Below are 12990 nucleotides of genomic sequence, written 5' to 3'. Positions count from 1 at the left end.
GCACCGCGGCGAGGGCCTGGCCGGGTGCCCATGATCGACGCGCCCGCGCCGATGTCGCTGCCGACTCCTCTCGGAGCCTCGGGCACGTTCTGGGGGCCTGGGACAAGAAATAGCGGCTCTTCTGCTGGATGTGGGGGCGAGGTGAGCCAGGCTGGCCGGTGTGCAGCTCGACAGGTGGTGTCGGTCCAGGGTGCTGGCCGGGCGAGGCGTTCACGCCTGGCGCCGCCGGCCCGGCAGGGCCCGGGCCGTACACCTCCTGTCGAGCTGCCCACCCCTCCCGCAAACCACCGTCCCACGGCACGTCCGCCCGGACCGTGAGCTCCAGATGCCGTGCCCGCAACACACTCCCGGGCTGCGACCGTCCGCACCCGACCAGCCGGCATCGGCGGGCAAGCGCCGTGACTGGACGGGGTCGTCTTGCCGGCGGTGGGACCGTTACCGGTCCCGGGCATGGGACACCGTCTGGGCGCCTCGGACAGGCTGTGCCGTGTCCGAGGTCCCCACTGCCTGTCCGAGGTCGGACCTGCACGACTGGGGCCGCGAGCTCTAGTCGAGGCGAAGGATGGTCTCCTCGATCTCGGCACCTCGCGCATTCGCGTAGGAGACTCGGTGTCGGCAACGTGGCAGCCGCCTCCGACACTGTCTGGCACCTGAAGACACCCCGGCGACGTACGGCGGGCGCTCGTCGGCGTCGAGCCGGTCGGGCCGACCGTCGGGTTCGTTTCGACGGGTCTAATCGGCCAGCGCGAACAGGCGGGTCGCGAGCCAACCTGCCATCGCGCGTACTCCCAGTGCGATTGCGCGTTCGTCGGCAGCAAAAGTCGGGGTGTGCACGATGCCGCTCAGTCCGGCCGCCGGGTTCGCCACGCCGACGAAGAACATCGCCCCGCGAACCCTGTTGAGGAAGTAGGCGAAATCCTCACCGTTGAAAGGAAACGGTGCATGCAGCACCGTCGCTGCGTCGGCTCCGAAAGTCGTACGAAAGTACTGCGCTGCCGACTCGCTGAGGTCCACAGAACAGACCATGGCGGGGAACGGCGCCTCCCGGAAAGTCAGGTGGTTCAGTCCCTCGGCCCCGCAAACGTCCTGCACGAGATCCATCACCCGTTCCCGGATCCCGGGGTACGAGTCGTCAGGCCACGCTTTGATCCAGCCATGCGTGGTCACCTGTGCGCGGGTCTCATCCCTGCTGATCCACGCGCCGGCGAATACGAAGCGAGCCAGCGGGCCGTCTTCCACTTGCAGGTCAGCCAGCAACTGTTCATGTTGCTCCGGCGTAGCCGGCGGCCTGACCGTGGACCAGGAGGCGATCCGAGCGGCGATCTCCTCCGCCTTGTCTGCCGCCTCCGGCCCAGAAAGTTCCAGGTCGAAGTTGTCGTGCCCCGGCAGTCCGCCGCCCGGCATCACCGCGAAGGTGCCGACGGGGATGTGCGCACAATGCAGTGCGTAGATCTCGTCGGGCTCGGCCAGTTCGAGGCCGCGTGCATCGAGCATCGCCTTCGCGCCAGTGAGGGCTTCTTCGGCCGGCTGGAAGTAGAACACGACCCGCCCGCTCAATTGGTCCCGCACCCGGGCCAGGGTTCGCGCGACACCGATTCCGATGGCCGTGTGGACGTCGTGCCCGCACAGGTGCCCTGCTCCGTCGACCTGTGACCTGAACTCGGACTCAAAGGCTTCGTCCATGGCCACCGCGTCCATGTCCGCGCGGTACCCGATCGTCGCTCCCGGCTCAGCGCAGTCGAGGATGCCGACCACACCATGCCCGCCGACTCCCGTCGAGACCTCCAGCCCAGCCGCTCGCAACTGGTCGGCTACGAGCGCCGCGGTTCTCACCTCGCTGCCGGCCAGTTCCGGGTGCCGGTGGATCGCCCGGCGCACGTCGATCAGGTCGCGGTCAAGCGACGGGACAACCTCGTCGATCAGACTGATGATGCTCTCAGACTGCACCACCGTAGATTAGGCCATCGCTCCTCCAGCACCAGCCCCGGTTGTGGGGTGGCGGGCCGGCGGGGAGCCTGGTGGACTCCCCGCCGGAGCTTTCCAGACGTTTCAGTCTTTGATGCCGGATTGGGTTACGCCTTGGATCAGGTAGCGCTGGAGGAAGGCGAAGATCAGGATCAGCGGCAGGATCGAGACCGCTACCGCCATGAAGAGTTCGTGGATGTTGATGGTTTGGGCGGTGACGAAGGTGGACATCGCGACCTGGACCGTCCACGAGGAGGAGTCCTGCCCGATCACCAGCGGCCACAGGAACGAGTTCCAGTTGGCGATGAAGGTGATCGCGGCGATGGCGGCGAAGAACGGCAGGGAGTTCGGTACGACGATCCGCCAGAAGACACCGAAATAGCCGGCACCGTCCACCCGGGCCGCCTCCTCCAGTTCCTTCGGGAAGCCCAGGAAGTACTGACGGAACAAGAACGCCGCGAACCCGCTGAACAACGTCGGAATGATCAGACCACGCAACGACGAGACCCATCCGAGCGACGACACCACGATGAAGCTCGGGATGAACGTCACCGCGGCCGGGATCATCAGTGTCGCGACGATCGCGTAGAAGATCTTGTCCGCGTGCCGGTACGGGATACGCGCCAGCCCGTACCCCGCCATCGATGCCAACAGCAACTGTCCCCCGGTCCCGAGCACAGCGACGACGGCGGAGTTGTACAGCGCCCGCGCCATCGGCACCTCGGTGTCGTTGAACAGCTCGCTGATGTTGCTCCACTGAAGGTGTGAAGGGAACAGCGTCCAGTCAGGCGCTGTGATGTCTGCTTCGGTGGACAACGCGTTGCGCAGAATCAGGTAGAACGGGATCAGGAACAGCACCACCGCGATGAACAGCGCGATCCAGCGCAGCACCGTCCCGACCCGGCCCATGACGCTCTGGCTGAAGCCGATCGGCTGTGGGGTTCCCGTCGTACGCTCGGCGACAGCCATCAGTCACCTGCCTTTCCGAAGCCGAGGATCCGGCCCTGCACGAGGGTCACGATCATGATGATGACCGCCAGGATGAGCGCGCCGGCGGAGCCGTGGCCGAGGTCCTGGATCGTCCCCAACGAGATCCCGTACAGGTAGACCAGCGGCGGCCGCGCGTAGTTCACGTTGCCGATCAGGTTGTAGAACTCGTCGAACGCCTGGTACGCCGCGATCAGGTTGAGGATCAGTACGGCGACCGACGTCGCCCGCAGTTGCGGCAACGTGATGTAGCGGAACACCTGCCACCCGGGCTTCGCCCCATCGACGTACGCCGCCTCGTACAGTGTCGGCGAGATCCGTTGCAGTCCGGCGATGAACAGGATCATGTAGAACCCGAGCTGCAGCCACAGCCGCACGGTGACCAACGGAAGCCAGTACCACGGCGGATCGACCGTCGACAGCCACGCGATCCCGTCGATGCCGAACCAGCCCAGGATCGTGTTCGCCAAACCGAACCGGACCCCGTTGAAGATCGACAACCGCCAGATCAGCGACGCGACCACATACGAGCACGCGGTCGGCAGGAAGAACACCGACCGGAAGAAAGCCCGCGCGATCTTCACCTGGTTGACCAGCAACGCCAGCGCCAGCGACAGGACAAACGTCAGCGGCACGATGAACACCGCGAAGATCGTGAACGTGCCGAGGCTGGACAAGAAGTTGTGGTCGGTGAGCATGTCGATGTAGTTCCGGAGCCCGACGAACTTCGACGGCGTCGCCGTGTTGTAGGCCTCGAAGAAGCTGAGGATCAGGCTCCAGATGATCGGCAGGTAGGAGAAGATCAGCAGGCCGAGCACGAAGGGGCCGACGAACACCCAGAACCACAAGGTGTTCCCGGCGATCCCCTTGCGCCGCCGGGTCCCCCGCCGTTCACCAGTGACGGCGGGGTCCACAGCCCGGGCGGTTTTGACCGGAGCGCTCATCCGAACAACCGGGACAGCTCGGCGTTGACGGTCTTCTCGGCTTTGCTGATCTCGGCGGCGGGGTCGGCTCCCTTCTTGATGACGTTGGTGAGCATGTCCGTGAAGGCCGTGTTCATCTTCGGGGTCCAGGCCGGGTTGTCGGTGTGCCCGAAGTCCTGGTTCAGCTTGACAGTGTCGGCCGCGACGCCGCTCTGCAGCTTGGACGCCTTGGCGGCGAGGCTCTTCCGCGGCGGGATGTGGAAGCCGTAGTTCAGCGACCAGTCCTCCTGGAAGTCCGCCTTGTCGAGCCACAGCCACTTCACGTACTTCTTCGCCGCGTCGATGTTCGCGCTCTTCGCGGACACGAACTCGGTCCAGCCGCCGGAGTACACGGCCGGCTTGCTCTGCGCGTCGAGCTTCGGGAACGGGATCACGCCGATGTCGTCACCCAATGCCTTCTGCATCCCGGGCACCGCCCACATGCCGATCCACTGCATCGCGACCAGGCCCTGGTTGATCGCGCTCGGATCCCACCAGTCCGTCGGCGCGCCGAGCAGGATGCTCTTGCTCGCATACAACTCGTGCAGCTTCCCGAAGGCCTGGGCCGCGCGGGCGTCGGTGAAGCCGGGCTTGTTGTCGTCGGTCAGGTAGGAGCCACCCGACGACCAAAGCGCCGGCCCACCCATGGCGTTGCCGCCGTCGTTGCCGACGAACATGCCCTTCACCTTGTTCGTGGTCAGTTCCTTGGACGCGGCAATCAGGTCGTCGATGGTCTCCGGCGGCTTGATGCCGGCCTTGTCCAGCAGTGACTTGCGGTAGTAGATGACCTGCGGGTCGATGATCATCCGGATGCCGTAGATCTTGCCGTCGACCGTGTTGGTGGCCAGGTCGCCGGGCAGGAAGTCGTCCTTGACGTCGGCCATGATGTCGTCCAGCGGCACGACCTGATTGCTCTTCACCATGCCGATGTTGAGCTGGCTCTCGAACACGTCCGGGCCCTTGCTGGACAGCAGACCGGAGGAGAGCTTGGCGCCGTAGTCACCCGGCGTCCACTGCACGGCGACGTTCGCGTCGGTGTAGGCCTTGGCGTACTTCGCCGCCGCCTGCTGGGTGCCGGCTTCGCCGTACTGGTGGTACCACTGGGCCAGATTGACCTTCGCTCCGCCTCCACTGGCGCCTGACGAGGCCGGCCGGCCGGTATTACCTCCGCAGGCCGCGGTGAACGCGGCGAGGGCGGCCAGACCACCGGTCCGCTTGAGCAGGTCCCGCCGGGTCAGACCGGCGTTCGGAACATGAGCAGGCATGAATTCCACCTTCCCGGGGAGCAACGCCGCAGGGGTACGGCGCCAGGTGTTCAGACTTCGGCCCGAAGGTACCGGCACCGTCAAGTCAATCGTTGTAGAAGTGCCAGCACCATGACGCAAAAGCGCGCCCGGCGCAAGACCGGGCGCGCTGTTATTTGTTCGATTCTGTGGAGTTTGCTTGAGTTGATACCGCTCCGTGATCAGCCGAAGATCTCGCCGGCCGCCGCCTTGCGCAGCAGAGACGCCGGCGGCTCGAAACGACGGCCGTACGACGCTGCCAGTGCATGGGACCGCTCCACGAAAGCCTTCAATCCGTAGGCGTTGACGTACTGCAACGCGCCCCCGTGCAGCGGCGGAAAACCGATTCCGAAGATCGAGCCGATGTTCGCGTCGGCGACGGAGCGTAGTACTCCTTCGTCGAGGCATTTGACGGTCTCGAGCGACATCGCGAAGATCATCCGCTCCTGCAGATCGATCGGCGGCACCTCGGCGTCATGCGCGAAGTGCTCCCACAGTCCTGGCCACAAGCGTTTCGGCCCGTCGGCCGGATAGTCGTAGAACCCCGCACCGGCAGCCTTCCCGCGGCGGTCGAACTCGTTCACGAGCCGATCCGTCACCGCCATCCCCGGGTGGTCGTCGAACGCGCCCGCACTGTCGCCCGCCGCCTTGGCCGCGTCGCGGATCTTCTGTGGGAGCGTCAGCGTGACCTCGTCCAGCATCGCCAGCGGCGGCGCCGGGAAGCCCGCCTGGGTCGCGGCGCGCTCGATCGTCACCGGATCGATGCCTTCGGCGACCATCGCCGCGCCTTCCATCACCAACGTGCCGAACACGCGCGAGGTGAAGAAGCCCCGGCTGTCGTTGACCACGATCGGCGTCTTCTTGAGCTGCCGGACCACGTCGTACGCCTTGGCGATCGTGCGGTCCGCGGTCTTCTCCCCCACGATCAGTTCGACCAGCGGCATCCGGTCGACCGGCGAGAAGAAGTGCATGCCGACGAAGTCGTCCGGCCGGTCGATGCCGTCGGCGAGCGAGGTGATCGGCAGAGTCGAGGTGTTCGAGCAGAGCAGCGCATCCGGCTCGACCACACCGGCGATCTCGGCGAACACCTTCTGCTTGAGCTCCTCGCTCTCGAACACCGCCTCGATCACCAGGTCGCAGCCGGCCAGGTCGTTCGGATCCGCGGTCGGCGTGATCCGGCTGAGGAAGGCTTCCACGTCGGCAGCGGAAAGACGCCCCTTCTGCACCTGCTTCGCGAGCAGCTTCTCGGAGTACGACTTGCCCTTCGAAGCCGCGTCGAGCGAGACGTCCTTGAGTACGACCTCGATGCCCACCTTCGCGCACACGTACGCGATCCCCGCGCCCATCATCCCGGCTCCGAGGACACCGACCTTCCGCGCGGAGTAGCGAGGTACGCCGCTCGGCCGGGAAGCGCCGGCGTTGATCGCCTGCAGGTCGAAGAAGAACGCCTGGATCATGTTCTTCGCGATCTGCCCGGTCGCCAGCGAGACGAAGTACCGCGACTCGATCCGCGACGCCGTGGCGAAGTCGACCTGGCTGCCCTCGACCGCCGCGCTCATGATCGCCCGCGGCGCCGGGTACGGCGCGCCCTTCAACTGCTTGCGCAGGTTCGCCGGGAACGCCGGCAGGAACGCGGCCAGCTTCGGCGAGGCCGGCGTACCGCCGGGGATCTTGTAGCCGTCCCGATCCCACGGCTGCTTCGCGTCCCCGTCGTACGACGAGATCCACCGGCGCGCCGCGTCGAGCAACTCGTCGGCCGGCACCACCTCGTCGACGATGCCCACGCTCAGAGCGTGCGCGGGCTTCATCCGCTGGCCCTGCAGCAGGACCTTCATCAGCGCGTCCTGCAGACCGAGCATCCGGACCGTGCGGGTCACCCCACCGCCGCCGGGCAGGAGACCGAGTGTCACCTCCGGTACGCCGATCTCGATCCGGTTGTCGTCGGCAACGATCCGGTGGTGGCACGCGAGCGCGATCTCGAGGCCGCCGCCCAGAGCGGAGCCGTTGATCGCGGCAACGACCGGGACGCCCAGCGTCTCCAGTGCCCGGAGCTGCCGCTTCACTTCCTCCACCGTCTCGAACACCTCGGCAGCCTGCGAGGGCTGGATCTGCGACAGCATCTGGAGGTTGCCGCCGGCGAAGAAGGTGGACTTCGCACTGGTGATCACGACACCGCGCAGGGAGTCCTTCTCGGCCCGCAGGCGCTCGACCACCGAGCCCATCGCCGCGAGGTACGCCTCGTTCATCGTGTTCGCCGACGCGCCGGGGTCGTCCATCGTCAGCGTGACGATGCCCTCGTCAAGGTCCCAGGAGATCATGCCGCAAGCCTCTCGATGATCGTCGCGACGCCCATCCCGCCGCCGACGCACAGGGTGGCCAGTCCGTACCGGAGCTCGCGCCGCTCCAGTTCGTCCAGCAGGGTTCCGATCAGCATCGCGCCGGTCGCGCCGAGCGGGTGCCCGAGCGCGATCGCGCCGCCATTCACGTTCACCTTCTCGTGCGGTACGCCGAGATCGGCCATGAAATGCAGGACGGCGGCTGCGAACGCCTCGTTCATCTCGAACAGGTCGATGTCGCCGGCCTCGAGCCCGGCCTTGGCCAGCGCCTTCCGGGCGGCCGGTGCCGGTCCGGTCAGCATGATGGTCGGGTCCGCGCCGCTCACCGCGGCCGCGACCACCCGGCCGCGGGGCGCCTGGCCGAGCGCGTCGCCGGCCTTCTCGTTGCCGATGGCAACCAGGGCGGCGCCGTCGACGATCCCGGACGAGTTGCCCGCGTGGTGGACGTGCTCGATCCGCTCGACGGTCAGGTACTTCTCCAGCGCGACCGCGTCGAACCCGCCGTGCTCCCCGATCGCCGCGAACGACGCGGGCAGCCCGGCCAGCGTCTCGACCGTCGTACCCGGCCGGACGAGCTGGTCATGGTCGAGGATCTGCAGGCCGTTGCGGTCGTTCACCGGCACCACCGAGCGGGCGAAGTACCCGTTGGCCCAGGCCTTCGCGGCGCGTGCGTGCGACTCGGCGGCGTACGTGTCGACGTCCGTGCGGGAGAAGCCGTCGAGGGTCGCGATCAGGTCCGCGCTGATGCCCTGCGGGATGAAGTTGGTCTGCAGCGCGGTCTCCGGGTCCATCGCCCAGGCACCGCCGTCGGAGGCCATCGGCACCCGCGACATCGACTCGACGCCGCCCGCGAGGATGAAGTCCTCCCAGCCCGAGCGGACCCGCTGGGCCGCCTGGTTCACGGCTTCCAGGCCGGAGGCGCAGAACCGGTTCAACTGCACGCCACCGGTCGTCTCCGGATAGCCCGCGGCGAGGACCGCGGTCCGGGCGATGTCCATGCCCTGGTCGCCGATCGGCGTCACGACACCCAGGACGACGTCGTCGATGACGGCCGGATCCAGGTCGGGATGGCGGTTCCGCAGTTCGTGCAGGAGGCCGGTGATCAGCTGGATCGGCTTGACCTCGTACAGCGCGCCGGTCGGTTTGCCCTTGCCGCGGGGCGTGCGGATCGCGTCGTACAGGAAGGCTTCGCTACTCATGATGATCCCGTCGGTCGAGTCGTCTCCCAGATTGTGACAGTTGTGGTGTCACGATCGTCAAGGAGGGTCGTTATGATCTGCGCCATGTCGGAAGTCGCGGGGGATGCGACCCTCACCGTCGACGAGTTGTCGGCGCGGGTCGGAATGACGGTACGGACATTGCGGTTCTACGCCGGGCGCGGGCTGATCCCGCCGCCGATCCGGCGCGGGCGGGTGGGGTACTACGGACCGGAACACATCGCCCGGCTCGACCTGGTACGTGAGCTGCAGGCTCATGGGTTCACGCTGTCCGCGATCGAGGGCTACCTGGAGCGCATCCCCACCGACGCGACTCCGCAGGACATCGCGCTGCATCGCACGCTGCTGACGCCGTGGATGCGGGACCTGCCCGAGACCCTCGATCGCGCCGCGCTGGTACGCCGTACCGGACGCGAACTGTCCGACGACGACATCGAGATGCTGGTCGCGCTCGGCGTAGTCGAACCGACGCCGGACGAGGACGTCTTCCAGGTCGCGACCGCCCACCTGAGCCTCGGGGTCGAGTTGCTCGACCTGGACCTACCGGTCGAGGCGGTGCAGGACGCGGGGCGGATCTTCACCGAGCACGGCCGGGCGATCGCCGAGGAACTCACCGAGGTGTTCCGGAGCAAGGTCTGGCCGCACTACCGGGATTCGGGTGGACCGCCGGAGCACATCCAGCACCTGGTCGAGCGGTTCAAGCCGGTCACGATCCAGGGCCTCGTGCTCGCCTACGAACGCGCCGTCGGCGAGACCCAGCGCGACACCATCCGCCGCACCCAAAACAAGCAGCGCCGCTGACAGACCGCGCCATCGTTCCGCTGTCAGGGCTCGCCGGCATCTTCGTCGCGGTCGGCTCGCTGATCCAGTTCGTAGCGCAGCCGCCGCCGGTAGATCGCCAGCCGGAGATTGAGGACCCTCGGCTCGCCGGGTGGTTGCCTGCTGAGGGTGACGAGATTCTCGACGGCGGCCAGCGCCTCCGTCAGTTCCCCAGGTTTCCACGCGTCCAACCGGTCAGAACGCGCCAGGCGCTCGAGATACTGCGAAGTCATCGCGGCCCACCAACCCTCGCGAAGAAATGGCACATTCAGCGCCTGGGTCCAGGGCACACGTACGTTCGCACCATACTGCCGGTATCCCCCGCGACACCAGGCCCGCGTCCGCTCAGGCGCGGCCGTGCGTCGTGCGGCTGCGGCGGGCCAGTGAGTCGACCCCGACCGCCAGGAGCAGCACCACTCCGGTGACGAAGAAGCGGTACGACGAGTCGAGGCTGAGCAGCGTCAGTCCGCTCGAGATCGACTGGATGACGAGCATGCCCAGCACAGCGGCGAACGCCGTACCCCGGCCGCCGAACAGGCTGGTGCCACCGATCACGGCGGCCGCGATCGCGTTCAGGTTGACGTCACCGCCGCCACTCGCCTGGTTGGCCGCGGCCAGCCTCGCGGCACCCAGCACTCCGCCGAACGCGGCAAGCGTCGTACAGATCGCGAGGACGGACGCATAGACGAGCCGCACATTGATGCCGGCCCGGCGCGCCGCCTCGACGTTGCCACCGACCGCATAGACCGCCTTGCCCCACTTGGTCGACGTCAGCGCGTAGTGCAGCACCAGAGCGAGGACCACGAACAGCACGAACATCCAACCGATCCCCCGCGTCCGGTTCAGGTACCAGGCCACGAAGCCGAGCCCCACCGCGAGTACGCCACTTCGCACCAGCAGGAACCGCATCGACCTGGCAGACAGATTCGCCGTACGGCGCTTGGCCGCATGGAGGAAGCCGACGACGAAGAGCCCGGCCGCGGCGAGCAGCACGAACACGTAGGACAACCAGGCCGGGACGAAGTTCAACTGGGCGAACTCGACCAGCCCGGAGTCGAACGGCAGGTTCACCGACCCGATCGCCCCGAGTGCCTTCAGTTGCAGGCCGAGGAACGACAACAGCCCGGCCAGCGTGATCACGAACGTCGGGATGCCGACCCGGTTGAAGATCTCGGCGTACAGCAGCCCGATCGCGCATCCCGTGACGAGCGCCAGCAGGACCGCGAGCCAGGCCGGCCAGCCTTCCTTCACGACCAGGATCGCCATGATCGCCGCCGACAGCCCGCTGATCGACCCGACGGACAGGTCGATCTGGCCGACCAGCAGCACGCAGACGATCCCGAGCGCGATGATGCCGACCGGGACGCACTCCATCAGGAGGTTCACGAGGTTCGTGCTGGACAGGAAGATCGGGTTCAGGATCTGCAGCACCACGCAGATCACCAGCAGCCCGGCGACGACCGGCACCATGCCGAGCTCGCCGGCCCGGACCCGATCCACCAACTCGGTCGCCGACTCGCGCAGGCCGGTCGCCTGCCGGAGCCGCTCGTCCGTCAGATCCGCTGCGGTCACTGGCCTGCTCCTTCAACTCGGGCGGCGCGCTGGGAGACCACGTTGTCCCGAGCACCCGTGATCGCGGCAACGATCTCCTCCGACGACGTGCGCCGGGCGTCGAACACGCCACTGTTCCGGCCGAGACGCAGTACGACGACCTGGTCGGCAACCGCGCGTACGTCGGCCATGTTGTGGCTGATCATGATCACGCCGTGGCCGTTCTGGCGGAGCCGGTCGATCAGGTTCAGCACCTCGGCGGTCTGCGCGACGCCGAGGGCCGCGGTCGGCTCGTCGAGGATGATGATCTTCGGGTCGCCGAGCAGCGAGCGGGCGATCGCGACCGTCTGCCGTTGACCACCGGACAGCGCGGCGACCGGAAGCCGCACGGTCGGGAGCTTCGCGGACAACTGCCGGAGCAACTCCCAGGACCGGACCTCCATCGCCACGTCGTCGAGCCGGAACGGGCCGACCTCCTGGCCGAGGAAGAGGTTCTCGATCACGTTGAGGTTCTCGCAGAGGGCGAGGTCCTGGAAGACGGTCGCGATGCCGAGCCGGTGTGCCGCGGCCGGGCCCGGGATCGTCACCTCGTGGCCGTCGAAGACGATCGTGCCGCCGTCCGGGGCGTGCACCCCGGACAGCACCTTGACCAGCGTCGACTTGCCGGCGCCGTTGTCACCGACGATCGCGACCACCTGACCGGCGTCGACGGTGAGCTCGACGTCGGTCAGGGCCGCCACGGCACCGAAGCTCTTGCTGATGCCGGAGAGCTGCAGCGTCGCCATCAGCTCAGGCCCAGCTCCGTGCAGGCCGCCTTGTACTCCGCCGTGCAGACGTCGGCGATCTTCACCGCGAACCCGGGCTGCTTGAGGATCTCGGCGATGTTCTCCCGGGTCACCACGGTCGGCGTGAACAGCTCGGACGGGGTGTCGAACAGGGTCGTCTTGCCGGCCGGTTTGTTGCCCTGGGCAAACTCATGCGCGACGGTGGCGGCCGCATCGGCGACGATCTTGATCGGCTTGGAGATGGTGTTGTACTGATCGCCGGAGACCACCCGTTGCAGCGCGGCGAGCTCGGCGTCGTTGCCGGTCACCGGCGGGACGGTCTTGGTGCCGGCCGCCTTGAACGCGGCGATGGTGGCGCCACCGGTCCCGTCGTTCGCGGCGACCACGCCGGCGATCTGGTTCGGGAACCGGGTGATCTGGCCGCCCACCCATTCCTGTGCCTTCGGCGGCGCCCAGCCCGGGGTGTCGAACTCGGCCAGCAGTTTGTAGCCACTGGGATCGACCGCGCTGTGGATGCCCTTCTTGATCAGGCCGGCCGCGGCGTCGGTCGGCGAGCCGTTGACCTGCAGGATGCCGCCGGTCGCCTTGGTCGCCTTCAGGTCGTCGACCAGCGACTGGGCGATCATCCGGCCGATCTTCTCGTTGTCGAACGAGATGTAGTAGTCGGCCTTCTTCGCCGGAATCGGCCGGTCGTAGGCGATCACCGGTACGCCCTGGCCCTGCGCGGCCTGGACGATGGACGCGGCCGCGGCGGAGTCGACCGGGTCGATCACGATCGCCTTCACGCCCTGGGCGAGCATCGAGTTCGCCTGCTGCTGTTGCTTGGCCGGGTCGGCCGCGGCGTTCTGGTACAGCACCGTGCAGCCGCCGCAGAGCTCCTTCATCTTCGCGGTGAACAGCGGCGCGTCGAACAGTTCGTACCGGGTCGAGGCGATATCGGGCATCAGGAAGGCGATCTTCGCGTCCGAACTGCCACCACCCGCGTCGGCGCCGGATCCACACGCCGCCGGCGCCAGCGCCATCAGCCCCGCCACCGCCAACACCCCGAAGCGCTTCATGCGAATCACCTCTCATGAATTCCTGTT

General features: G+C 67.3%; 11 protein-coding genes. 1 reads left to right on the top strand and 10 read right to left on the bottom strand.

The annotated features are described in order from the left end of the window. Positions 1–732: 732 nt before the first annotated feature. The 6 genes from OG558_RS31695 to OG558_RS31670 form a co-directional block, all read right to left on the bottom strand. Positions 733–1947: a M20 family metallopeptidase gene (locus OG558_RS31695; protein WP_405066247.1), complete on the bottom strand. Its 1215-nt coding sequence runs from the start codon at positions 1945–1947 to the stop codon at positions 733–735. 102 nt (positions 1948–2049) lie between these two features. Further along, positions 2050–2934: a carbohydrate ABC transporter permease gene (locus OG558_RS31690; protein WP_405066246.1), complete on the bottom strand. Its 885-nt coding sequence runs from the start codon at positions 2932–2934 to the stop codon at positions 2050–2052. After that, complete coding sequence (locus OG558_RS31685; RefSeq protein WP_405066245.1) at positions 2934–3896, bottom strand: carbohydrate ABC transporter permease; 963 nt, start codon at positions 3894–3896, stop codon at positions 2934–2936. The genes OG558_RS31690 and OG558_RS31685 overlap by 1 nt, the downstream gene beginning before the upstream one ends. Then, positions 3893–5179, bottom strand: a complete 1287-nt coding sequence (locus OG558_RS31680) for an ABC transporter substrate-binding protein (RefSeq protein ID WP_405066244.1) — start codon at positions 5177–5179, stop codon at positions 3893–3895. Before OG558_RS31680 ends, OG558_RS31685 begins: the two co-directional genes overlap by 4 nt. Before the next feature lie 200 nt (positions 5180–5379). Beyond that, the gene (locus OG558_RS31675) at positions 5380–7515 is read right to left on the bottom strand and encodes a 3-hydroxyacyl-CoA dehydrogenase NAD-binding domain-containing protein (RefSeq protein WP_405066243.1); all 2136 of its coding nucleotides are present in this window, start codon (positions 7513–7515) and stop codon (positions 5380–5382) included. Continuing rightward, positions 7512–8732, bottom strand: a complete 1221-nt coding sequence (locus OG558_RS31670) for an acetyl-CoA C-acetyltransferase (protein WP_405066242.1) — start codon at positions 8730–8732, stop codon at positions 7512–7514. Before OG558_RS31670 ends, OG558_RS31675 begins: the two co-directional genes overlap by 4 nt. 84 nt (positions 8733–8816) lie before the next feature. Here OG558_RS31670 and OG558_RS31665 point away from each other — a divergent pair, with 84 nt between their 5' ends. Next, the gene (locus tag OG558_RS31665) at positions 8817–9551 is read left to right on the top strand and encodes a MerR family transcriptional regulator (RefSeq protein ID WP_329478253.1); all 735 of its coding nucleotides are present in this window, start codon (positions 8817–8819) and stop codon (positions 9549–9551) included. Between the two features lie 23 nt (positions 9552–9574). Here OG558_RS31665 and OG558_RS31660 read toward each other — a convergent pair whose 3' ends face one another. The 4 genes from OG558_RS31660 to OG558_RS31645 form a co-directional block, all read right to left on the bottom strand. Continuing rightward, complete coding sequence (locus OG558_RS31660; protein WP_329478256.1) at positions 9575–9802, bottom strand: hypothetical protein; 228 nt, start codon at positions 9800–9802, stop codon at positions 9575–9577. A 112-nt stretch (positions 9803–9914) separates the two neighbouring features. Beyond that, positions 9915–11141 carry a sugar ABC transporter permease gene (locus tag OG558_RS31655; RefSeq protein WP_405066241.1) on the bottom strand — a complete coding sequence of 409 codons (1227 nt, stop codon included), beginning with the start codon at positions 11139–11141 and terminating at the stop codon, positions 9915–9917. Beyond that, complete coding sequence (locus tag OG558_RS31650; RefSeq protein ID WP_405066240.1) at positions 11138–11905, bottom strand: ATP-binding cassette domain-containing protein; 768 nt, start codon at positions 11903–11905, stop codon at positions 11138–11140. Before OG558_RS31650 ends, OG558_RS31655 begins: the two co-directional genes overlap by 4 nt. Then, positions 11905–12963, bottom strand: a complete 1059-nt coding sequence (locus tag OG558_RS31645) for a sugar ABC transporter substrate-binding protein (RefSeq protein WP_405066239.1) — start codon at positions 12961–12963, stop codon at positions 11905–11907. Before OG558_RS31645 ends, OG558_RS31650 begins: the two co-directional genes overlap by 1 nt. Positions 12964–12990 lie beyond the last annotated feature (27 nt).

Source organism: Kribbella sp. NBC_01510 (assembly GCF_045040325.1).
Lineage (GTDB): Bacteria > Actinomycetota > Actinomycetes > Propionibacteriales > Kribbellaceae > Kribbella.
Note: the sequence above shows the minus strand (reverse complement) of the source record. Positions and strands in the feature narration are given on the sequence as shown.

Bases quoted from the DNA above. Each gene is read 5' to 3' on its own strand.
- OG558_RS31690 (WP_405066246.1), bottom strand. From the start codon at position 2,934: ATGGCTGTCGCCGAGCGTACGACGGGAACCCCACAGCCGATCGGCTTC.
- OG558_RS31685 (WP_405066245.1), bottom strand. From the start codon at position 3,896: ATGAGCGCTCCGGTCAAAACCGCCCGGGCTGTGGACCCCGCCGTCACT.
- OG558_RS31680 (WP_405066244.1), bottom strand. From the start codon at position 5,179: ATGCCTGCTCATGTTCCGAACGCCGGTCTGACCCGGCGGGACCTGCTC.
- OG558_RS31675 (WP_405066243.1), bottom strand. From the start codon at position 7,515: ATGATCTCCTGGGACCTTGACGAGGGCATCGTCACGCTGACGATGGAC.
- OG558_RS31670 (WP_405066242.1), bottom strand. From the start codon at position 8,732: ATGAGTAGCGAAGCCTTCCTGTACGACGCGATCCGCACGCCCCGCGGC.
- OG558_RS31665 (WP_329478253.1), top strand. From the start codon at position 8,817: ATGTCGGAAGTCGCGGGGGATGCGACCCTCACCGTCGACGAGTTGTCG.
- OG558_RS31660 (WP_329478256.1), bottom strand. From the start codon at position 9,802: ATGACTTCGCAGTATCTCGAGCGCCTGGCGCGTTCTGACCGGTTGGAC.
- OG558_RS31650 (WP_405066240.1), bottom strand. From the start codon at position 11,905: ATGGCGACGCTGCAGCTCTCCGGCATCAGCAAGAGCTTCGGTGCCGTG.
- OG558_RS31645 (WP_405066239.1), bottom strand. From the start codon at position 12,963: ATGAAGCGCTTCGGGGTGTTGGCGGTGGCGGGGCTGATGGCGCTGGCG.